The organism is Burkholderia sp. USMB20 (assembly GCF_000949135.2).
Classification (GTDB): Bacteria; Pseudomonadota; Gammaproteobacteria; order Burkholderiales; family Burkholderiaceae; genus Burkholderia.
On record NZ_JTAN02000010.1, the window covers coordinates 211,661 to 233,063 of the forward strand.

Below are 21,403 nucleotides of genomic sequence, written 5' to 3' on the forward strand. Positions count from 1 at the left end.
TTTGCCGCCGCGGGGCCGAAAGCCTCTGGAAAACCGGTTCTCAAATACCAGGACAGGCCTGGCGCGGATTTGCGCGCGCGGCGAACCGGTACTGCGCGGCAGATCGCATCGGCCGCGGCCGGGTGGCGGATGGGCGATCCGGCGCGGTTGCGATGCCCGGGTATTGGTTCTGCAAGAACCGGGCCTGTTATTGCCGTACTCCAGCGGGCACGTATTGTAACTGAATCGCAAGCGGGCGCCGTATCGGGTCGATCCCCGTCGGCTGCGCCAATATCTAGAAAATATAACGCGCAAATCGCGAAAAAGCGATGACGGCGAAACCCTGCCCGGAAACGGCACCCCGCAAGCGCCGCGGCCGCCCGCGAAGGCGGCCGCACGGAAGGCCTGCGACGCCGGCCCGACCGCTCAGGCGAGGCAGGCGTCGAGGCCGTCGGTGATCAGGTCCTGCGGCAGGTCGACGCCGATGAACACCATCTTGTTGGTCTTCTTCTCGACCGGCAGCCACTTCGCGGCGAGGTCGCTGCCCATCATCTGGTGCACGCCCTGGAACACGACCTTGCGGTCGACGCCCTTCATGTACAGCACGCCCTTGTAGCGCAACATCCGTTCCCCATAGATCTGCAGGATGCCGCCGAGGAAATCCTCCAGCTTGTTCGGGTCGAACGGGCGATCGTTGCGGTACACGAACGACTTGATCTTGTCGTCGTGGTGCGCGTGATGGTGATGGCCGTGGGCGTGATCGTGCGCGCATTGACCGTGATCGTGGTCGCAATCCGCGTGATCATGGTCGTGATCGTGATGATGGTGCGCGTGGTCGTCCTCGGCGAGGAAGTCCGGGTCGATCTCGAGCTTCGCGTTCAGGTTGAAGCCGCGCAGGTCGAAGATTTCCTTGATGTCGGCTTCGCCAAAATTCACGACCTTGATCGTCGCCTTCGGGTTCATGTGCATCAGGCGGTGCTTGAGCGCCGCGACGGCCTGGTCGTCGACGAGGTCCGACTTCGTGATGAACAGGCGATCGGCGAAGCCGACCTGGCGCTGCACCACTTCGTGTTCGTCGAGCTGCGCGTTCGCATGCTTCGCGTCGACCAGCGTGATGACCGCGTCGAGCAGGAAATCGTCGGCGATCTCGCTGTCGATGAAGAAGGTCTGTGCGACGGGGCCCGGGTTCGCGAGGCCGGTCGTCTCGATCACGATGCGGTCGAAGTCGAGCTTGCCTTCGCGCTTCTTCGCGGCCAGATCGCCGAGCGCGCGGGCGAGGTCGCCGCGGATCGTGCAGCAGATGCAGCCGTTGCTCATCTGGATGATCTGCTCGTTCGTGTCCTGGACGAGGATCTCGTTGTCGATGTTCTCTTCGCCGAACTCGTTCTCGATCACGGCGATCTTCATGCCGTGCTGTTCGTTCAGGATGCGCTTGAGCAGCGTCGTCTTGCCGCTGCCGAGGAAGCCGGTAAGGATGGTGACGGGAGTGGCCATGTCGGTCGCCTGTGGTTCGTGAATCGGGGTCAAAACCAGGATGTGTGCGTCGCGCCGTCGACTCGCGAGCCGGGGCGCACAACCATCCATTGAAACATACCTGTCAAGCCCTCGCCCGTCGTCCGGACGACAGGCGAGAGCGCGGTTCCGCCAGCGCACGAACGGCCGGCGAACGGGTGTGCGTCTAGATCGGGGCGATCAGACGATTTGCAACAGCAGCCCCTTCAGATATTCGCCTTCCGGGAACGCGGCGAGGAGCGGGTGATCGACGCCCGCGCCGAGCCGCTTCAGGATGCGCGCGTCGACCTTCGCGTCGGCGGCCGCGCCCGCGACGATCTTCTGGAACAGGTCCATGTCGATCGCGCCCGAGCACGAGTACGTGAACAGCAGGCCGCCCGGACGCAGCAGCTTGAAGCCGCTCAGGTTGATGTCCTTGTAGGCGCGCGACGCGCGATCGACGCTGTCGCGCGTCGGCGCGAACTTCGGCGGATCGAGCACGATCAGGTCGAAGCGCTCGCCTTCGTCGACGAGGCGGCGCAGCGTCTTGAACGCGTCCGCGTCGAGCCAGGTCGCGCGGTCGGGATCGAAACCGTTCGCGACGACGTTCTGCTGCGCGAGCGCGAGCGCGTCGCCCGACGAATCGATCGACACGACGCGTTTCGCGCCGCCCTTGAGCGCCGCGAGCGAGAAGCCGCCCGTGTAGCAGAAGCAGTTCAGTACGTCGCGGCCGTCCGCGTATTGCGCGACGAGCGCGCGGTTGTCGCGCTGGTCGACGTAGAAGCCGGTCTTGTGGCCGTTCGGCACGTCGACGTGATAACGCACGCCGTTTTCGTTCGCGATCAGCGTCGCGGGCGGCGCGTCGCCGGCGAGCACGCCGGTCGTCTGCGCGAGCCCTTCCTTGTCGCGGATCGACACGTCCGAGCGTTCGTACACGTTCGGGCAGCCGGTCGCGCCGCTGAGCGCCGCGACGATCGCATCCTTCCATGCCTCGACGCCCGCGGCCATGAACTGGCACACGAGCTGGCCGCGCGGGGCGGCGCCCGGCTCGGCCGTGTCCGCGACGTAGTAGTCGACGATCAGCCCCGGCAGCCCGTCGGCTTCGCCGAACACGAGCCGCACCGCGCCCGTGCCCGACACCATCGTCGTGCGGTGCGCGACCGCGCGCTGCACGCGGCGCTTGAAGAAGGCGTGATCGATCGGCTCATTCTCGTCGAAGCTCCACACGCGCACGCGGATCTGCGACTGCGGGCTGTACGCGCCGCGCGCGAGGAAGCGGCCGTCGTGCGCGCGCACGACCACGGTCGCGCCGGGGGCGGGCGTGCCGTCGACGCGGTCGATCGCATTGGCGTAGATCCACGGATGCCGGCGCAGCAGCGATTTTTCCTTGGACGGTCTGAGTGTGACGGTTTGCATGATCGGATCGATTGGGGCCGCGGACGGCGCCGGCCGTTGCCGGCCGCCGCGCGCGGCGGGTAGGGCGGGACGCGCGTCAGTCGCGCTTCTTCGCGCGCGGATGCGCGCTGTCGTAAATTTTCGCGAGATGCTGGAAGTCGAGCGACGTGTAGACCTGCGTGGCGGCGACGCTCGCGTGGCCCAGCAACTCCTGCACCGCGCGCAGGTCGCCGCTCGACTGCAGCACGTGCGTCGCGAACGAATGGCGCAGCACGTGCGGGTGAACGTTGGCGGGGATGCCCGCGGCCAGCGCCGCGCGCTTCACGCGGTCGCGCACGACGCCCGGCGCCATCCGGTTGCCGCGCACGGACACGAACAGCGGATGCGGATCGTGCTTCACGAATTCGCCGCGCACGGCGAGCCACGCGTTCAGCGCCTCGATCGCCTTGCGGCCGACCGGCACCTTGCGCTCCTTGTTGCCCTTGCCGCGCACGGTGACTTCGGCTTCGGCGAGATCGAGCCAGCCGGCCGAGCGGTAGCCGTCGGCCTGCGTGTACATGACGTCGAGCCCGACCAGCTCCGCGAGGCGCAGCCCGGACGAATAGAACAGCTCGAGGATCGCGTGATCGCGGATGCCTTCGGTCGTGCCGGCGAGCGGCGTATCCATGAGTGCGACCGCATCGTCGACCGACAGCGCCTTGGGCAGCGATTTCTCGCGTTTGGGCGCGCGCACCCCGGCAACGGGATTCGCGGGCATCTCGATGCGCTGCGCGAGCCAGCGATAGAACGCACGCCATGCGGAAAGCCGGTGCGAGATCGAGCGAGCGGACAAGCCGCCCGCGTGCGCGCGCACGACCGCGCCGCGCATGTCGGCGGCCGTCAGCGCGTCGAGCGGGCGGCCGGCGGCGAGTTTCTTCAATTCGTCGAGTTCGTGCGTGTACGCACGCAGCGTGTGTTCCGACAGCTGCCTGACGTGTTTCAGGTTCGACAGGTAGGCGGCGATCGGATCGTCGGTCATCGCGGGAGCGATCTCAATGCGGCAGCAGGCGCGTGAGCGCGGCGCTCGCGAGCGTCGCGATCTGCGCGAGGAAGTCGGTCGCCATCCCGTCGTGGAAGCGGCGCGGATCGGGCGAGCCGAGCACGAGCAGGCCGAACGCGGGCGCATCGGTGCCGCCGAGCGGCGCACGCAGCGCGAGCAGCGCGACCGACGTGGCCGCGCCGTCGCCGGCCGGCGCGGCTTCGGCGCCTTCCGCCGCATTCGCGGCCGGCGCCGCGAGCGCGGGCGCGAGCCACTGGGCCGCTTCGAATCCGGTGTTCGCGCCGCAGTACGGCGTCGACAGCCCGTTCGTGAAGAGGCGCACTTCCTCGCCGACCTGGCGCGCGAAATCGGCCTGCGCATAGGTCTCGGCGACGTCCCAAACGCGCAGCGCGGTCTGCGGCACGTCGAACACGTCGGCGATGCCGTCGGCGATCGTGCGCGGCAGCGCGTACGGGTCGCGTTCCGCGATCACGCGCGCGGTCCAGCGGCTGAACTTCGCGGACAGGCTGTCGTTCTCGTGGCCGTAGCGCACGAGCTCGGCGAGCCGGCGCTCGAGATGCTTGTTCTTGTCGCGCAGCATCTCCATCTGCCGCTCCTGCAGCGAGATCGCGGCCTTGCCGTGCGGGTTCGCGAGACGGATCGTCGCGAGCAATTCCGCATGTTGCGCGAAGAATTCGGGATTGGCGAGCAGGTAGTCGGCGACTTCGCGATCGTTCATGTGGCTGGAGCGTTCTTCGGTTATCGGGACGTTGAAGGGTCAGACGTTCAGGTCGATCTCGCCTTCGAACACGGTGGTGGCGGGCCCGGACATCATCAGCGCGGCGGCTTCGTCGCGCGCGCCGCCCCAGCCGATCGTCAGCGTGCCGCCATGCGTGTGCACGGTCACCGGCGAATCGAGCAGGCCGCGCCGGATGCCGGCCGCCACCGCCGCGCACGCGCCGGTGCCGCACGCGAGCGTCTCGCCCGCGCCGCGTTCGTACACGCGCAGCTTCACCTCGCTGCGCGACACGATCTGCATGAAGCCGGCGTTCACGCGCTGCGGGAAGCGGGCGTGGCGCTCGATCAGCGGGCCTTCGTCGAGCACCGGATACGCTTCGGCGTCGTCGACGACCTGCACCGCGTGCGGGTTGCCCATCGACACCGTCGAGATCCAGCGCGTGTGGCCGCCGACGTCGAGCGGCCACAGCGTGTCGTTGCCTTCCGTCCGGCCGTCGAGCCCCGCGGCGTCGAACGGCACCTCCGCCGGCGCAAACACGGGCGCGCCCATGTCGACGACGACTTCGCCGTTGTCCTGCATCGTCAACGTGATCAGGCCCTTCATCACCTGCACGCGCACGCTGCGCTTGTCGGTCAGGCCGCGGTCGCTGACGAACTTCACGAAGCAGCGCGCGCCGTTGCCGCAGTGTTCGACTTCGCCGCCGTCGCAATTGAAGATCCGGTACTTGAAATCCGCGCCGTCGACGGTCGGTTTCTCGACGAGCAGCAACTGGTCGGCGCCGATGCCGAAATGTCGGTTGGCGAGCGCGCGCACCTGCGCCTCGGTGAGCGGCGGCAGCGCGCGCGAATAGCTGTCGAGCACGACGAAGTCGTTGCCCGCGCCGTGCATCTTGGTGAACGAGAGTTTCACTGGGTCCGGAATTCCATGGCGAACAGGGCGGCCGGCACGACGGACGCGGCGCGCCGTCATGCCGGGCGGCGTCGTTCGTCGTGCTGATCTCAACCGCAAATGATACATGCAGCCGACAGGGGCGTCCTGCGCGGGCGGGGCGCCGGGCGTCGTTCGGGCGGCGGAGCGCGGCGATGCAGGCCGATCGGCTGACTGGTCGCGTGGGCACCGAGTCGGCAGATTGAGGTGGCGCGGTGTGGCGAGCGTTGTCGGGACAGGTGAATCCGGCGGCATGCTGCCCGGCGTTGCCAGTGCACGGGATTTTGCCGCGTGCCTGTTTTCGTACCGGTCAAATTGACAAATCAATCAGGCGATTCGTATAGTCTGGCTATACGCCATGTGGGCCATGCCGTCGAATCGCACTCGAGTGTGGGAGGCCCATGATCAAGTCATGGCAGCACAAGGGGCTGGAAGCGTTTTTCACGAACGGGAGCAAGGCTGGCATCCGGCCGGATCATGCCCCGAGGTTGCGGCGCCAGCTTGCCCGTCTCGACATGGCGAGCCAGCCGTTTGACATGAACGTACCCGGCTGGCGCCTGCATGGCCTCGCCGGCGGGCTGGAGGGTTACTGCTCGGTGAGCGTGAGCGTCAACTGGCGCCTGACGTTCAGATTCGAGGGCCCGGATGTCGTCCTGGTCAACTATCAAGACTATCACTGAGGTCATTCAACGCCATGACTCGCATCTTCAATCCGCCCCATCCGGGCGAGGCGCTGCGCGACGACGTCTTGCCGGCGCTCGGCCTGACCGTCACCGAAGCCGCCGCGCAGCTCGGCGTCACGCGCGCGGCGCTGTCGCGCATCCTGCACGGCCATGCCGGCATCTCGCCTGAAATGGCGCTGCGTCTCGAAGCGTGGCTAGGCGAGGAAAACGGCGGGAAGGCGGATCTGTGGCTGGCGCAGCAGTCGGCCTACGATCTCTGGCAGGCGCGCGCGAAAGGCGCGCCGAAAGTGGCGAGGGTGCAGGCGCGTATCTGACGACGCGCCCGCGGTTCGACTCAATAGAGGCTCGGCTCGCCGGGCGGGCGCGTCTTGAAGCGCTTGTGCACCCAGTAATACTGCTCGGGCATCAGCGGAATCTGCTCTTCGAGGAATTCGTTCATCCGCCGCGCGTCGAGATCGTCGTCGCCGGTCGGGTAGTGATCCCACGGCTTGAACACCTTCAGCCGGTAACCCTGGTAGTTCGGCAGCACTTCGCCGATGAACGGCACGACCTGCGCGCGGCCCGTCTTCGCGAGCCGGCCGACGGCCGTCAGCGTGCACGCGGGTACGCCGAAGAAGGGTACGAACGTCGAATTGCGCAGCCCGTAGTCCATGTCGGCGCCGAGCATCACCGGCTTGCGGTCGCGCAGCCAGCGCAGCACGACGCGCGCGCTGTCCGCGCGGCCGACCATCTCGGCGTCGAAACGCCCGCGCGCCTTCTTCGCTTCTTCCTCGAGTATCGCATTCGAGAACGGCTGGTACAGCGATCCGCAACGGCGCTGCAGCGAACGGTTCAGCCAGATCGAGCCGGCTTCGATGCCGACGAAATGCAGGCCCAGGAACAGCGTCGGGGGCAGATCGGGGTCCGTGAGATCGACCGCGCTGTCGACCTGGATCAGTTTCGCGAGCTTGCGCTCGGAGCCGAACCACTGGACGCTGCGCTCGACGTAGCTGCGGATCGCGTGGCGGAAATGCCGGCCCGCCACTTCCTCGCGCCGTTCGTCGCTCCAGTCGGGGAAGCAGAGTTTCAGATTGGTATGTACGATGCGCTTTCGCCGGCTGGGAATCTGGTACAGCAGCCAGCCGAGGCCGTCGCCGAACCGTGCGGTCAGACCGTACGGCAGCAGGGCGAGCAGCTTCAGCAAGCCGATGGCGAGGTGCGTGCCGAGGCGGCCTAGCATGCGGAATCTCCGTGGGGCCGGCTGGCCGGCGCGTTGCGAACAGGGGGGTAGGACAGCGGACGATGCAGCACGTGTGGCGCTCTGTGACAATTCACGAAAGCCGCTATAATACGGGCTTCGCCGAGTTAACTGACAACTTGCGGGGCGAAGCCGGCTGGCGCGAAGCGCGCTGCCCGGTCCTGGTAATCCGCTAAAGCGTCGCCGCTTCAGGCCAACGAAGCTGGCTACGTGAAACCCACCGTAACCACACAGGAGCCTGAAAAAGTGGCAAACGATTATCTCTTCACGTCCGAATCCGTCTCCGAAGGCCATCCGGACAAGGTCGCGGACCAAATCTCGGACGCGATTCTCGACGCCATCCTCGAGCAGGACAAATACTCCCGCGTTGCGGCCGAAACGCTGTGCAACACGGGTCTCGTCGTGCTGGCCGGTGAAATCACCACGACGGCCAACATCGACTACATCCAGATCGCGCGCGACACCATCAAGCGCATCGGCTACGACAACACCGACTACGGCATCGACTACAAGGGCTGCGCGGTGCTCGTCGCGTACGACAAGCAGTCGCCGGACATCGCGCAAGGCGTCGACCGCGCGCATGACGACAACCTCGATCAAGGCGCGGGCGACCAGGGCCTGATGTTCGGTTACGCATGCGACGAAACGCCGGAACTGATGCCGCTGCCGATCTACCTGTCGCACCGTCTCGTCGAGCGCCAGGCCAGCCTGCGCCGCGACGGCCGCCTGCAGTGGCTGCGCCCGGACGCGAAGTCGCAGGTCACGGTCCGCTACGTCGACGGCAAGCCCGATTCGATCGACACCGTCGTGCTGTCGACGCAGCACGCACCGGACATCGAGCTGCCGGCGCTGCGCGAAGCCGTGATCGAGGAAATCATCAAGCCGACGCTGCCGGCCGACCTGATCAAGGGCGACATCAAGTTCCTGGTGAACCCGACCGGCCGGTTCGTGATCGGTGGCCCGCAGGGCGACTGCGGCCTGACGGGTCGCAAGATCATCGTCGATACCTACGGCGGTGCCGCACCGCACGGCGGCGGCGCGTTCTCGGGCAAGGATCCGTCGAAGGTCGACCGTTCGGCAGCGTATGCCGGCCGTTACGTCGCGAAGAACATCGTCGCGGCAGGCCTCGCGTCGCGCGCGCTGATCCAGGTGTCGTACGCGATCGGCGTTGCCGAGCCGACCTCGGTGATGGTCAACACGTTCGGCACGGGCCGCGTGTCGGATGCGGTGATCACGAAGCTCGTGCGCGAGCATTTCGACCTGCGTCCGAAGGGCATCATCAAGATGCTCGACCTGCTGCGCCCGATCTACGAGAAGACGGCCGCTTACGGCCACTTCGGCCGCGACGAGCCGGAATTCTCGTGGGAAGCAACCGACAAGGCACTCGCGCTGGCCGAAGCGGCTGGCGTGGAGCCGACGGCACGCGTCGCATAAGCGTCGTCCGCCTGAAACGAAAAACCCCGGCATGCCGGGGTTTTTTTATGCGCGTCGCACGCCGGCGGAATGACGGCGCGCGCGACGATCGTGGCGGGCAGCGTGCCGCCGGCTCGGCTTCAGCGTGCGCCGAACCCGAACCAGCCGTTGCTCGCCGCGAGGCGGCGCGGGCGATTGACGCGGCGCTGCGGGCCCAGCGTGCGGCGCAGCGCGAGCGCGCGCAGCGACGACGGCTTCTGCAGCAGCGAGCGCAGGCCGGCGCGGCGGGCGAACGCCTGTGCGCTCATCATCGAGAAGAACGCGTGGAACCACGCGCGGATGCCGTCCAGCCGGCTGTGCGCGTGCGTGTGCTCGGCGAGCGCCTGCGTGCGCGCGCGGTGATGGCGCAGCGGGCGGGCGGGAGCGGACGGCACGACGCGCTTCGCAGCGCGGCTGAGACGGGAAGTCAGACGGAATGGCATGTGAACGATGCTTCGCTTGTATGGATGGCGCCCTTGAAGAGCGCACTGGTATGAACGGCCTCGGATGGCGCAACGGATCTTACCGAAAGTCGTTGCGCGCCGCGCCCGCCAGAATTGACAGGCCGCGACAGGCTACCGGGGTTTCATGACGTGCAAAAGTCGCGATAAACCCTTGTGCCGCAAGCGTGTCGTCGCATACCGCCTGTCGCTGAGGCTCGCGCGGCGCCGCACAGTTCCCTTGAGCCAGATCAAATCGGCGATTGGCATGCCCCTGCGTACGACAATGGCGCTGTTCGCGGCATCCGGCGCCGATTTACAATCGTCACATTCACACAATAAACGTCTGGCATCCCATGTCGTCTTCATTGCAGTCGGAATCGATCCGCGCGCAAGTCGCGGAATTGCGCGAACGCGGCTTCGTCGTCGCGCGCGGCCTCGTCGGCGAAGCGCAGTGCGCGACGCTCAAGCAGATCGCGGCGCGCCAGTTGCAGGAAGCGGCGGAGCCGATCGAGTTCGAGGCGGATTTGCGCTACCCGGGCGCGCCCGAGTCGAAGCATGCGCCGGGCGGGCATACGGTGCGGCGGCTGCTGGACGCCTACACGCGCGATCCGGCGTTCGCCGAGCGCGCGATCGCGCCGGAAATCGGCGCGTGGATGCGCGAGTACTTCGGCGAGCAGCCGGTGCTGTCGCGCGCGCATCACAACTGCATGATGACGAAGCATCCGGCGTACGGCAGCCTGACGGGCTGGCATCGCGACTTCCGCTACTGGTCGTTCGAACGTGCGGACATGGTGTCGGTGTGGCTCGCGCTCGGCCCGGAAACGAATGAAAACGGGGCGCTCTGGCTGGTGCCGGGCTCGCACACGGCCGAATTCGGGCCGGAAGCGTTCGACGACGCGAAGTTCTTCCGCAGCGACCTGCCGGAAAACCGCAAGATGATCGACGCGGCAACCTGCCCGCCGCTCCAGACGGGCGACGTCGTGTTTTTCCACTGCAACACGCTGCATTCGGCGGGGCAGAACCGCTCCGACCAGGTGAAGTTCTCGCTCGTCTACACGTATCACGGCGTGAGCAACCGGCCGGTGCCGGGCACGCGTTCGGCGGCGAAGCCGGAAGTGCAGTTCTAGCAGCGGTTCGGGCGGCGCTGCAGCCGCGTCGATGGTTCGATGCGGCGCGGCGGCCGCATGAGCGGATGAAGAAACGGGCGGCCTGGCCGCCCGTTGCGTTTTGTGCGGCCCGCATCGCGCGAGGCGGGCACGTCGTCGTGCGTCGCGCGGCTGCGTGATCAGCGCTTGTTGGCCGGCATCGCGAGGCCGATCAGGCCGATCAGCATCGCGACGGCGCCGCCGGCGATCAGCAGGATCGTTTTCGTGGCGGGCGAGCCGGTGAAGAAGCGCGACACGTTGTCGTTGATCGAATGGAACGACTGGCCGCCGAAATACAGCAGCACGACGCCGCCGACGAGCAGCGCAACCGAGATGACCCGGGACATACCAACCTCGCTGTAACGGTGATTCGAGACGCCGCAGTGTAGGCGACGCGCGCAGCCGCGTCCATTGCCGTGCGCGCATCGGCCACGTTCGCTACCATAGCCGTCGTATGTTTCCTTCGCCGCCGGCGCGTGATGTTCGCGCGCGGCGCGCGTCCCTTCCCCGACGTCCTGACGGAACCGACTCATGGCCTACGAAGCAGCTTCCGAACGTTATGCCGACATGCAATACCGCACCTGCGGCAAATCCGGGCTCAAACTGCCCGCCCTGTCGCTCGGCCTGTGGCACAACTTCGGCGACTCGACGCCGATCGCGACGCAGCGCGAGATCCTGCGCACCGCGTTCGACCTCGGCATCAATCACTTCGACCTCGCGAACAACTACGGGCCGCCGTACGGCAGCGCCGAAACCAACTTCGGCCGGCTGCTGAAGGAAGATTTCCGGCCGTACCGCGACGAGCTGCTGATCTCGACGAAGGCCGGCTGGGACATGTGGCCGGGGCCGTACGGCAGCGGCGGCGGGTCGCGCAAGTACGTGCTCGCGAGCCTTGACCAGAGCCTGCAGCGCATGGGCCTCGACTACGTCGACATCTTCTATTCGCACCGCTTCGACGCGCACACGCCGCTCGAGGAAACCGCCGGCGCGCTCGCATCGGCCGTGCAGCAGGGCAAGGCGCTGTATATCGGCATCTCGTCGTACTCGGCCGCGAAGACGCGCGAGATGGCCGAACTGCTCGCGCAATACAAGGTGCCGCTGCTGATCCACCAGCCGTCGTACAACATGCTGAACCGCTGGATCGAGCCGGACCTGCTCCGCACGCTCGACGAGATCGGCACGGGCAGCATCGCGTTCACGCCGCTCGCGCAGGGGCTGCTGACGTCGAAATACCTGAACGGCGTGCCGGACGACGCACGCGTGAACAAACCGGGCGGCGGCTCGCTGAAGCAGGATCACCTGAGCGCGGAGAACCTCGAGCACGTGCGCAAGCTCAACGGCATCGCCGAGCGGCGCGGGCAGAGCCTCGCGCAAATGGCGCTCGCGTGGGTGCTGCGCAATGGCCGCGTGACGTCCGCACTGATCGGCGCAAGCCGTGCGGAGCAGGTGCGTGAAAACGTCGGCGCGCTGAAGAATCTCGAATTCTCGGCCGACGAACTCGCGGAGATCGATCGCCACGCGATCGAGGGCGGCATCAATCTGTGGGAAAAGCCGTCCACCGATCAGGCGATCTGACCGGCAGCAACGACCGTCGATACGGGATGCGACGCATTGCATGCCGTATCGACGCGCACGCACACACGCCGTCGCGTCGCTGCAATGCAGCGACGTGACCGCCGCGCGCCGACGCGTCGCTAGAGGAGTGCAGGCAGGCCCTCGACGAGCAATACCGCAACGCCGACGCCGAGGATGACGCCGAGCACGCGCAGCAGGTTGTGGCGGAATTCGGTTGCGCACGGCACCGCGCCGAGAAATAGCGCTCCGGCCAGCGCCATCGGAATCAACAGGATGAAGTCGCCGATCGTGAAATAGGTCGTCATGCGTGTCTCCGTAGTCGGCCGGAACAGGCGCATGCGCGTCTTCCAGCCCCATGCCGGGCATTTCTCTTGTTGGGCCGACCGATTCGCGATTGCGAGCGGGTCGGACAGTTCGAGTATAGGCAAGCTCGCCGCGTTTTTCGCTATCCGAACCATTAAAAGTATGCGGAAAACCCGGGGGATTCCGCATTTTTCCCGCGAATTGGACGAATGCCTTGCGCCAGTCTTTCCCGTTCCTTTCGATTGGCGCGGAAACGTCGTACGTGTTCGCTACGGGCTGCCGCACCCGCGGGCGCGGCAGCTTGGCCGCTTACGCGCGATCGGGTTGCGCGCGAACGGCGGGCGTGCGGAACACGAGCGCGAGGCCCCCGACGATCGCCCCCATGCCGGCGAGCGCGAGCGGTTCGGGCCGGTTGCCGAGCCAGAGCGCGTCCATCAGCGTGGTGACGACGGGCACGAGATAGAACAGGCTCGTCACGTTGACGAGATCGCCGCGCTGCATCAACCGGTAGAACAGCAACTGCGCGATCACCGAGATCACGATCCCGAGCCACAGCAGCGGCACGACGAACGCCCAGCCGATCTCGAGCGAGATCGGCCGGAACGGCAGGATCGCCATGCACAGCACGAGGCCGATCGCGTTCTGCAGCGGCAGCACGTCGGCAGGCGCCGCGCGCACGCGCTTTTGCAGCAGCGAGCCGGCGGTCAGCGCGACGAGCGCCGTGAGCGCGCAGGCGACGCCGATGACCGGCAGGCCGGCACCGCCCACGCCGCGGCACACGACGAGCGCGAGACCGGCCAGCGACAGCCCGAGCCCGGCGATACGCATCGGTTGCCAGCGCCGCTCGACGATCGCGAGCGTGAGGATCGGCTGCACGCCGAGGATCGTCGCGAGCACGCCCGGCGCGATCCCGCGGTCGAGCGCGAGCAGGTAGAAGATCGAATAGCCGCCCATCATCAGCAGGCCGGTCAGCGCGGCCATGCGGCGCTCGCCGCGTGGCGGCAGCCAGCGTCCGCGCATGACGGCCAGCGCGAGCAGCACGAGTGACGCGAGCGCGAATCGCGCGGTGAGAAAGACGAACGCGGATGCGTGATGCAGACCGAGTTCCGCGAAGATCGCGCCGCTGCTCCACAGCAGGACGAAGAGCGACGTCACGCCATGCGCGGCGAGCGCGCGTTTGAACGAAACCATGTGAATCCACCTGTCGAACGGATCGAAACGTTCCATGTCGCGCGTGCGGGAACGCGTCGTGCGCGATCACGCACGAACGGCCCAAACGGGCAAATGGAAAACGGAAACCGAAAGCCGGCTGGTCAGCCGACGTGTGCCGCCGGCGGGGGCGGCGCGGCGCCGACGAGCGGCGGTGCGACAGGAGGAGGGAGGACCGACGGATGCGCGCACGCCTGCGGCCGCGAGTCGAACTGCGGCCGGGATTTTGCGAGAGCGGACGTGAGCGGATGCATCGTGTCGAAATGCGCTTGAACGCGAATGAACGTCAAAGGTAACGCAAGGCGGTCGTGCAGCGCAACCGGCGGCGCACCGGCATCGCCATGCGCTATGGCGCCACGACACGATGACACTACGACATCACGCCGCACGCCGCGCGTCGGTAGCCGCGTGAGTCTTGTTCGAGGAAAGGAGACGCGGCATTGAGGCGCGAGGCCGCGGGCGTGGTTCCGTTCGCTGCGCTCACGCGAAGTTTCCTCGCGACCGGGCAAAGGGCAGACGATACGCGTGTCGTGCGATTCGCGTGTGCGCCGCGCGTATGGCCGGATTCGGCGGACGGTCACATTCGACAGGGTATGATGGGGGTATCCGCCCGTGCAAGCGCACGCGCGGCGCAGTGGTTGATTGGAGACATTCGACGAATTCGCGGCACTACGCCTGCTTCTTCTTCTTTTCGCGCTTCGATAAACCGTGAACAATGGGATCACGCGCAACACCCCGACGAGGGCGGCGCGGATCGTGCATTTGCCGGCTCGCCAGCGAGCCGGGTTTCAAGTTTCAAGAGTGGGGAACCATCATGCATGTCGGGTCGATTGTCTGCACTACCCATATCGCAGTGCCGAAGGGCGCGCGCGGCATCGTTCAGCGCGTTCTGGGCGACATGGCCATGGTGACCTGGTACGCGGGCGTGCCGGGCGAGTCGAAGGAACTCAACACCGAGCCGTTCTTTCTCGAGGACCTGATCGACACCGGCGAATCCGTGCTGCCGGCCGGCGCCGCGATCCACTGAGCGCGCGTGCCGCACCGGGCGCTCGTGTTTCGGCGCGGCTGACGGCACAATGCGGGGCATGAAAGACGACACTTCCGCCCCCGCAGCTCCTGCCGGCCCGCCGTTCGCCGGCCTCACGCCCGAGTGCGTGCTCGACGCGCTCGACAGCGTGCTGATGCCGTCCGGGCTGCGCACCGACGGGCGCCTGCTCGCGCTCAACAGCTACGAGAACCGCGTCTACCAGGTCGGCATCGAAGACGGCCCGCCGGTCGTCGCGAAGTTCTACCGGCCCGCGCGCTGGTCGGACGACGCGATCCTGGAAGAACACGCGTTCGTCGCCGAACTCGCCGCGCGCGAGATTCCGGCGGTGCCCGCGCGCGTGTTCGACGGCCGCACGCTGCACGCGTTCGACGGCTTCCGCTTCTCGATCTTCGAGCGGCGCGGCGGCCGCGCGCCCGATCTCGACCGCAGCGACACGCTCGAATGGCTCGGCCGCTTCATCGGCCGGATTCACGCGGTCGGCGCGACCGAGCCGTATGTCGCGCGTCCGGTGCTCGACATCCGCACGTTCGGCTACGAGCCGCGCGACTACCTGCTCGCGCACGATTTTCTTCCCGACGATGTCCGGCCCGCCTACGAGACGGCGGTGAACCTCGCGCTCGAAGGCGTCGAGGCCGCGTTCGAGCGTGCGGGCGAGATTCGCCTGTTGCGCACGCACGGCGACTGCCATCCGAGCAACGTGTTGTGGACCGACGCAGGCCCGCATTTCGTCGACTTCGACGATAGCCGGATGGCGCCCGCCATCCAGGATCTGTGGCTGCTGCTGCCGGGCGATCGCGAAGGCGCGTCGCGCGCGCTCGCGGACCTGCTCGCCGGTTATGAGGACTTCTGCGAATTCGAGCCGCGCGAGCTGCATCTGGTCGAAGCGCTGCGCACGCTGCGCTTGATCCACTACGCGGCCTGGCTGGCGCGCCGCTGGGACGATCCGGCGTTTCCGGCCGCGTTCCCGTGGTTCAACACGCATCGCTACTGGGAGGCACGCGTGCTCGAGCTGCGCGAGCAGATCGGCGCGATGCAGGAAGGGCCGCTCTGGCCCGTGTGACGTGCGACGGCGCGCGCGGCAGCGTCGCCGCGCGGCCCGCATCGCTCAGAACTTCAGCATCATCCTGATGACCGCGGCGAAGCGCTTGCCGTAAGGCGGTGCGATCAGCCCACGGGTATTCAGTCGCGCCTGCGTGAGCACGGGCTTCATCTTCGAGAACGTCACGAAGCCGTCGTAGCCGTGATACGCGCCCATCCCGCTCGCGCCGACGCCGCCGAACGGCAGGCTGCCGCACGCAATGTGCAGCAGTGCGTCGTTCACCGTCACGCCGCCCGAGATCGTTTCGCGCATCACGCGCTCGACCGTGCCGCCATCCTCGTCGAACAGGTACAGCGCGAGCGGCCGCGGCCGCGCGTTCACGTACGCGATCGCCTCGTCGAGCCGCTCGTACGGCACGAGCGGCAGCAACGGCCCGAAGATTTCCTCCTGCATCAGTTGCGACGCGGCCGGCACGTGCGTGACCGCGCACGGCACGAAGCGGCGTGACGCGGGATCGGACTGCGCGTCCGACAGCGGATGCAATTGCGCGCCTGCCGCCTGCGCGTCGGTCGCCAGTTGCTGCAGCCGGGCGTAATGGCGCGGCGACACGATCGTCGTGTAGTCGCCGTTGGTCGACAGGTCCGGATACAGCTTCGCGAAGCGCGCCCGTGCCCGCTCGATGAACGCGGCTTCCATCCCGCGCGGCAGCAGCACGTAGTCGGGCGCGATGCAGGTCTGGCCCGCGTTCAGCGTCTTGCCGCCGATGATCGCGTCGACGGCCGCATCGAAGCGCGCATTCGGACCGACGATCGCCGGCGACTTGCCGCCGAGTTCGAGCGTGACGGGTGTGAGGTTGTCGGCCGCGGCGCGCATCACATGGCGGCCGACGTGCGTCGACCCGGTGAACAGCAGGTGATCGAACGGCAGCGCGCTGAATGCGGCGCCGATCTCCGCATCGCCGTTCACGACCGCGACGTGGTCGCGCGAGAAGGTCTTCGCAATCAGTTGCTCGAACAGCGCCGACGTGCGCGGCGTCAGTTCGGACATCTTGATGATCGCGCGGTTGCCGGCCGCGAGCGCGCAGATCAGCGGCCCGGCCGCGAGCAGGAGCGGATAGTTCCACGGCACGACGATGCCGACCACGCCGAGTGGCTGCGGCAGCACCTTCGCGCGCGCCGGCCGCAGCCACTTGTTCATCGGCTTGCGGATGGGCTTCATCCAGCGCTTGCCGTGCTTGAGCGCATCGTCGATCTCTTCCTTCGCCATCCAGATTTCCGACAGCAGCACTTCCTGCTTCGCGCGATGCCCGAAGTCGGCGCTGATCGCATCGGCGAGCGCATCCGCGTGATCGAGCAGCATCGTGCGCAGCGCGCGCAGGTGCTGCGCGCGGGTGTCCCACTCCGGATACGGCGCGCGCAGGTAGGCCGCGCGCTGGTCGCGCAGCAGCGACGTCAGCGCATCGACCGACGGCGCCGTTTGCGGGGCCAGTTCGGGCAGGTCGTTCTTCATGTCGTCTACTCCAGTTGGGCGTGGCACGTCGGCCAGCAGTCAGGCCGCACGTACCCGCTCGGCGAGCGTGGTGGGGCGGGTCGGGATGGCGCGCGTCGCGCGGCACGGGGCCGGATGCAATGCACGGTCGAAAACAGGGTGCAACGTGCGGCAAGCGTCGTATCCGCGCGACGGTATTCGTGTTCGAAAACGGGATCGCCCGGGGTGCGCGTACGGCTCGCTGCGACTTCCGAATGGTGCGCGATCGCGAATTGCCGATGCTTGCCGGCGCACCGAAGCGGCATGACGCGATGCGCGCGACGACGCATGAATCGGCCGGTCGAGCCGCGCATGCGACGCGCCGTTCAAACGGTCGGCGATACGCGGCGTCGTTCGATTTCGACCGGCCGCGCGCACGGTGTTGCACGTCACCGCCAAGGCACCCGTTTGAAATGAAATGCGGGCCGCGCACGGTGCGTCCGGGCAATCCGGTCGGCACGCGGCCTGCAGTACGTCGCGCTGCATCGTCGTCTCCCCAGTTTCGCGACGGCGCGGCTTCTGGCGGCCGCTGCATCGCGTCGAATTCCTCGATACATCTTAAATTTAGTTCACGCGGGCGTTTAGAGGAATCGCTCTTGAATCGGCGTGCCGCGCGCGCGACGGCCATTCCTACAATGCCCGAACATTACAAGCGGGAGCCGGGCCGCGCCGGGTGCCGTTCATGACACGAAGGAGACGTGACATGCAATACGACTACATCATCGTCGGCGGAGGATCGGGCGGGTCGAGCCTCGCGAGCCGCCTCGCCGATGCATGCCCCGACGCGACGATCGCGTTGATCGAGGCCGGTTCGCACACGGCGCGCAACCTGCTCGTCAACATGCCGGTGGGGATCGCGGCGCTCGTGCCGTTCAAGCTCGGCACGAACTACGGTTACGAAACGGTGCCGCAGCCGGGCCTCGGCGGCCGCCGCGGCTACCAGCCGCGCGGACGCGGGATGGGCGGTTCGAGCGCGATCAACGCGATGATCTACACGCGCGGCCATCCGGGCGACTACGACGAGTGGGCACAACTCGGTGCGACGGGCTGGGGCTGGCAGGACGTGCTGCCGTATTTCCGTCGCGCGGAAGGCAACGCGCGCGGCGCCGACGCCTGGCACGGTGCGGACGGGCCGCTGACGGTGTCCGATCTGCGCTTTCGCAATCCGTTCTCCGAACGATTCATCCAGGCCGCGCACGCGGCCGGTTATCCGCTCAACGACGACTTCAACGGCGCGACGCAGGAAGGCGTCGGCTTCTATCAGGTCACGCATCGCGACGGCTCGCGCTGCAGCGTTGCACGTGCATACATCTACGACCGCGACCGACCGAACCTGCATGTGATCACCGATGCGACGGTGCTGCGTGTGGGCTTCGACGGCAAGCGCGCGGTCGGTGTGGTGGTGTCGCGCGACGGACGCGTCGAGACGCTCGGCGCGCGCGCGGAAGTGATCCTGTCGGCCGGCGCGTTCAATTCGCCGCAACTGCTGATGTGCTCGGGGATCGGGCCGGCGGAACAACTGCGCCGGCACGGGATCGCGGTCGTGCAGGACGCGCCGGATGTCGGCACCAACCTGATCGACCATATCGACTTCATCATCAACACGCGCGTGAATTCGTCGGAGCTGGTCGGCATCTGCCTGCGCGGGATCGCGAAGATGACGCCGGCGCTCGCGCGCTATTTCTCGAGCCGCACGGGGATGATGACGAGCAACGTCGCGGAGGCCGGCGGCTTCATCAAGAGCGATCCGTCGCTCGATCGTCCGGACCTGCAACTGCATTTCTGCACGGCGCTCGTCGACGATCACAACCGCAAGATGCACTGGGGCTTCGGTTATTCGCTGCACGTGTGCGCGTTGCGCCCGTTCAGCCGCGGCACGGTCGCGCTCGCGAGCGGCGATGCGCGCGACGCGCCGCTGATCGATCCGCGTTTCTTCAGCGATACGCGCGATCTCGACCTGCTCGTGCGCGGGGCGCAGGCGATGCGCCGGATCCTGTCGCAGGCGCCGCTCGCGTCGCAGGGCGGGCGCGAGCTGTACACGCGGGCGGGCCAGAGCGAAGCCGAGCTGCGCGCGACGATCGTCGCGCACGCCGACACGATCTATCACCCGGTCGGCACCTGTCGGATGGGCTCGGATGCGCGCGCGGTCGTGGATCCGCAACTGCGCGTGCGGGGTGTCGAAAGGCTGCGGGTGGTGGATGCGTCGGTGATGCCGACGCTGATCGGCGGGAACACGAATGCGCCGTCGGTGATGATCGGCGAACGCGCGGCGGACTTCATCGTCGCGGCGCGCCGGGGCGGCGTGCCGCGCGGCGAGGCGGCCGCGGCCGCGCACGGCCGCTGAGCGGCACATACCGGCACATACCGGCACGCGAGCGACGCGATGCTCAGGCGAACGTATCGACGAGGCCCGCGCGGTTCACGGTGGCGGCGGCCGATGCGGATTGCGCGGCGTCGACCGGTGCGTCGACGGCTGACGATCCGGCGCGCGCGCGCGGCGACGACCGGCCGCCGGCGAAGCTTTGCTGCGGGTTCTGCTGCTGCGACGCGAAGCCGCCGTCGCTGACCGTCGCGCTGCCCAGGCCGAGCCCGCCCGCTTCCATCGCCTCGCGCAGCTTCGGCAGCGCGGCTTCCACCGCGTCACGCACCTGCGCGTGCTGCGATACGAACAGTGCATGCGCGTGGTTGTCCGCGACGCGCAGCACGACCTGCAGCGGGCCGAGGTCCGGCGGGTTCAGCGTCAGCTCGGCGCTCTGCTGGTGCGCATTCGACAGGAACACGACCTTCTGGCTCAGCGCATCCGTCCAGTCGGCGGTGCCGACGTGCGGGGCCAGCACGTGCGGGTTGGCCGCGGCGATCGTGCTTGCGGCGGGCGATGCCTGGAGGTTCGCCTGGACGGCTGCCGCAGCCGTGGCGGCGGCAGCGACCGTTGCGTCGGCGCCGCTGGCGGTTTCTTCGGCGGCCGCGAATCATGTTGCGCGCGGTGGGCCGTTGCGCCGGCCTGCACGCCGGTGGGCGGCTGCGTGCGGGCTGCTGCGTCGCGGCGCGCTTTGGCTCGGCGAGCGCGCGGTCGAACGTCGGACCTTCGCGTCAGCGGGGCGCGCCGAGGCCACGTCGTCGCTGCGGTCGGGCGCTGCGGCCGCCGCGCCCCCGCGCGCCCGTCGCGGCATCCGATCGCGCCCGCCCGGTCAGCTTCGCGAGTGCGGTCTGCAGCGCGTCCGGACCCCGCGGGGGCAGCCGGTCGGCGCCGCATCCCTGCGCATGATTGTCACGCGGCTGGGCGGTCGGGCCGACAGGCCGCGTCTGGCGGCAGTGCCGGTGCTGTCGGCATCGGCCGGCGCCGCGTCGTCGTGCGAGCCAGCAGCTCGCCTGCACGGCGGCGGCCGCTGCGAGCGCGGCGGCGTCGGATTGGGCGTCCGTTCGCGTCGTCGTCGGCTGTTCGCCTGTGCCTGACGGCTTCGTGCCGGCGGCGGCCTGCCGACACTGTTTCGTCGTGGCGTCCGGCTTGCCGGCATTCGCCGCGTCGTGCCGCGTGCCGACGCTCTGCTTCAGCGTCTGCGCGAACGGCACGGCGGCCGGGCTGGTGGCGGCATCGTTGCCGGCGGTCTTGCCGGCGGCGGCCGACGAACCCGCGTCGCGGACGGCCTTGAGTGCGGTGCCGGCGGTGTCGAGCAGCGCGCCGAGCAGGGGCAGGGGAGGCATGACGATCCTCTCGTTCGAAAGCGGTGAGCGGCTACGCCGAGCGGGCCGCGTCGGCCCGCATGCGCAGGATCTTCGCGGCGTGTTCGTCGGCGTCGCGCTGTTCGCGCTTCGCGGTACGCTGCGCTTCCTGCGCGACGCCGCGCGCCTGCAGGATTTCGTATGAGCCGACGGTGCGTTTCTTCTGTTGCCAGTTCGGGCGCGCCTCGTCGATGCGGCGTTCGGCTGCGGCCAGCACGTTACGCTGCTGTGCGATCGCAGCGTCGAGCGTGTCGATGAACGCCTGGAAATTGCGCCAGTTGCCGGCCGGCATCCCGCTCTGCGCGGACTGCGCGAAGCGTGCGTGGTATTCGTCGCGATAGCGCAGCAGCGCATCGAGCTGCTCGGCGGCCGCGGTGCGGTCGCGCTGCGCGGTGCCGAGCTGCTTCGCGGCCGTGTCGAGATCTTCCTGCGCGCGATCGAGCAGCAGTTGAAGGGGAAAGCCGTGTGCCATC

23 protein-coding genes are annotated in these 21,403 nt (G+C 67.9%); 8 read left to right on the plus strand and 15 right to left on the minus strand.

Going from position 1 to position 21,403, the window contains the following annotated elements; genetic code table 11:
• Positions 1-405 precede the first annotated feature (405 nt).
• From PL79_RS12125 to dapF, 5 genes are all read right to left on the minus strand, one after another.
• The gene (locus tag PL79_RS12125) at positions 406-1,473 is read right to left on the minus strand and encodes a CobW family GTP-binding protein (protein WP_044847843.1); all 1,068 of its coding nucleotides are present in this window, start codon (positions 1,471-1,473) and stop codon (positions 406-408) included.
• A 198-nt stretch (positions 1,474-1,671) separates the two neighbouring features.
• Positions 1,672-2,886 (minus strand): class I SAM-dependent rRNA methyltransferase, encoded by a 1,215-nt coding sequence (locus PL79_RS12130; protein ID WP_044847844.1) that lies wholly within the window; start codon positions 2,884-2,886, stop codon positions 1,672-1,674.
• A gap of 76 nt (positions 2,887-2,962) precedes the next feature.
• Complete coding sequence (xerC, locus tag PL79_RS12135) at positions 2,963-3,883, minus strand: tyrosine recombinase XerC (protein WP_044847845.1); 921 nt, start codon at positions 3,881-3,883, stop codon at positions 2,963-2,965.
• A gap of 13 nt (positions 3,884-3,896) precedes the next feature.
• Complete coding sequence (locus PL79_RS12140) at positions 3,897-4,622, minus strand: DUF484 family protein (protein WP_044847846.1); 726 nt, start codon at positions 4,620-4,622, stop codon at positions 3,897-3,899.
• A gap of 39 nt (positions 4,623-4,661) precedes the next feature.
• The gene (dapF, locus tag PL79_RS12145) at positions 4,662-5,531 is read right to left on the minus strand and encodes a diaminopimelate epimerase (RefSeq protein WP_044847847.1); all 870 of its coding nucleotides are present in this window, start codon (positions 5,529-5,531) and stop codon (positions 4,662-4,664) included.
• Positions 5,532-5,950: 419 nt separating this feature from the next.
• Here dapF and PL79_RS12150 point away from each other — a divergent pair, with 419 nt between their 5' ends.
• Both PL79_RS12150 and PL79_RS12155 read left to right on the plus strand, forming a co-directional pair.
• Positions 5,951-6,229, plus strand: a complete 279-nt coding sequence (locus PL79_RS12150; RefSeq protein WP_044847848.1) for a type II toxin-antitoxin system RelE/ParE family toxin — start codon at positions 5,951-5,953, stop codon at positions 6,227-6,229.
• A gap of 14 nt (positions 6,230-6,243) precedes the next feature.
• Entirely contained in the window at positions 6,244-6,546 is a 303-nt protein-coding gene (locus PL79_RS12155) for a HigA family addiction module antitoxin (RefSeq protein WP_044847849.1), read from the plus strand.
• Between the two features lie 20 nt (positions 6,547-6,566).
• Here the strand turns inward: PL79_RS12155 and lpxL are convergent, their stop codons facing one another.
• Positions 6,567-7,451, minus strand: a complete 885-nt coding sequence (gene lpxL, locus PL79_RS12160) for a lauroyl acyltransferase LpxL (protein WP_044847850.1) — start codon at positions 7,449-7,451, stop codon at positions 6,567-6,569.
• Between the two features lie 264 nt (positions 7,452-7,715).
• Between lpxL and metK the strand changes: the two genes are divergently transcribed.
• On the plus strand, positions 7,716-8,903 hold the full coding sequence (gene metK / locus PL79_RS12165; RefSeq protein ID WP_044847851.1) for a methionine adenosyltransferase: 1,188 nt from the start codon (positions 7,716-7,718) through the stop codon (positions 8,901-8,903).
• 119 nt (positions 8,904-9,022) lie between these two features.
• Here metK and PL79_RS12170 read toward each other — a convergent pair whose 3' ends face one another.
• Positions 9,023-9,364, minus strand: coding sequence for a hypothetical protein (locus tag PL79_RS12170; RefSeq protein WP_044847852.1), 342 nt, complete (start codon positions 9,362-9,364; stop codon positions 9,023-9,025).
• Between the two features lie 353 nt (positions 9,365-9,717).
• Here PL79_RS12170 and PL79_RS12175 point away from each other — a divergent pair, with 353 nt between their 5' ends.
• The gene (locus PL79_RS12175; RefSeq protein ID WP_044847853.1) at positions 9,718-10,491 is read left to right on the plus strand and encodes a phytanoyl-CoA dioxygenase family protein; all 774 of its coding nucleotides are present in this window, start codon (positions 9,718-9,720) and stop codon (positions 10,489-10,491) included.
• Between the two features lie 158 nt (positions 10,492-10,649).
• Here PL79_RS12175 and PL79_RS12180 read toward each other — a convergent pair whose 3' ends face one another.
• On the minus strand, positions 10,650-10,856 hold the full coding sequence (locus PL79_RS12180) for a DUF3185 family protein (protein WP_044847854.1): 207 nt from the start codon (positions 10,854-10,856) through the stop codon (positions 10,650-10,652).
• 184 nt (positions 10,857-11,040) lie between these two features.
• Between PL79_RS12180 and mgrA the strand changes: the two genes are divergently transcribed.
• Positions 11,041-12,084 (plus strand): L-glyceraldehyde 3-phosphate reductase, encoded by a 1,044-nt coding sequence (gene mgrA / locus PL79_RS12185; protein WP_044847855.1) that lies wholly within the window; start codon positions 11,041-11,043, stop codon positions 12,082-12,084.
• A 119-nt stretch (positions 12,085-12,203) separates the two neighbouring features.
• On the opposite strand, the gene PL79_RS12190 is transcribed toward mgrA, so the two are convergent.
• Together PL79_RS12190 and PL79_RS12195 are read right to left on the minus strand one after the other, a co-directional pair.
• Positions 12,204-12,389: a hypothetical protein gene (locus tag PL79_RS12190; protein ID WP_014895742.1), complete on the minus strand. Its 186-nt coding sequence runs from the start codon at positions 12,387-12,389 to the stop codon at positions 12,204-12,206.
• A gap of 307 nt (positions 12,390-12,696) precedes the next feature.
• On the minus strand, positions 12,697-13,578 hold the full coding sequence (locus PL79_RS12195) for a DMT family transporter (protein WP_044847860.1): 882 nt from the start codon (positions 13,576-13,578) through the stop codon (positions 12,697-12,699).
• Positions 13,579-14,410: 832 nt separating this feature from the next.
• On the opposite strand from PL79_RS12195, the gene PL79_RS12205 reads away from it, so the two are divergent.
• Both PL79_RS12205 and PL79_RS12210 read left to right on the plus strand, forming a co-directional pair.
• Positions 14,411-14,623 (plus strand): hypothetical protein, encoded by a 213-nt coding sequence (locus PL79_RS12205; protein ID WP_011886311.1) that lies wholly within the window; start codon positions 14,411-14,413, stop codon positions 14,621-14,623.
• Positions 14,624-14,672: 49 nt separating this feature from the next.
• Positions 14,673-15,704: a serine/threonine protein kinase gene (locus PL79_RS12210; protein ID WP_044847856.1), complete on the plus strand. Its 1,032-nt coding sequence runs from the start codon at positions 14,673-14,675 to the stop codon at positions 15,702-15,704.
• A 45-nt stretch (positions 15,705-15,749) separates the two neighbouring features.
• Here the strand turns inward: PL79_RS12210 and PL79_RS12215 are convergent, their stop codons facing one another.
• Both PL79_RS12215 and PL79_RS12220 read right to left on the minus strand, forming a co-directional pair.
• Positions 15,750-17,192: a coniferyl aldehyde dehydrogenase gene (locus PL79_RS12215; protein ID WP_044847857.1), complete on the minus strand. Its 1,443-nt coding sequence runs from the start codon at positions 17,190-17,192 to the stop codon at positions 15,750-15,752.
• 39 nt (positions 17,193-17,231) lie between these two features.
• Entirely contained in the window at positions 17,232-17,696 is a 465-nt protein-coding gene (locus PL79_RS12220) for a hypothetical protein (RefSeq protein WP_135801040.1), read from the minus strand.
• Between the two features lie 217 nt (positions 17,697-17,913).
• Between PL79_RS12220 and PL79_RS12230 the strand changes: the two genes are divergently transcribed.
• The gene (locus tag PL79_RS12230; RefSeq protein ID WP_044847858.1) at positions 17,914-19,554 is read left to right on the plus strand and encodes a GMC family oxidoreductase; all 1,641 of its coding nucleotides are present in this window, start codon (positions 17,914-17,916) and stop codon (positions 19,552-19,554) included.
• A gap of 43 nt (positions 19,555-19,597) precedes the next feature.
• Here the strand turns inward: PL79_RS12230 and PL79_RS36595 are convergent, their stop codons facing one another.
• The 3 genes from PL79_RS36595 to fliJ all read right to left on the minus strand — a co-directional run bounded on the left by PL79_RS36595 (position 19,598) and on the right by fliJ (position 21,402).
• Positions 19,598-20,047 (minus strand): flagellar hook-length control protein FliK, encoded by a 450-nt coding sequence (locus tag PL79_RS36595; RefSeq protein WP_235879255.1) that lies wholly within the window; start codon positions 20,045-20,047, stop codon positions 19,598-19,600.
• A 253-nt stretch (positions 20,048-20,300) separates the two neighbouring features.
• Positions 20,301-20,912, minus strand: a complete 612-nt coding sequence (locus tag PL79_RS36600) for a hypothetical protein (RefSeq protein ID WP_235879256.1) — start codon at positions 20,910-20,912, stop codon at positions 20,301-20,303.
• Between the two features lie 31 nt (positions 20,913-20,943).
• The gene (gene fliJ / locus PL79_RS12240; protein ID WP_044849246.1) at positions 20,944-21,402 is read right to left on the minus strand and encodes a flagellar export protein FliJ; all 459 of its coding nucleotides are present in this window, start codon (positions 21,400-21,402) and stop codon (positions 20,944-20,946) included.
• Position 21,403 lies beyond the last annotated feature (1 nt).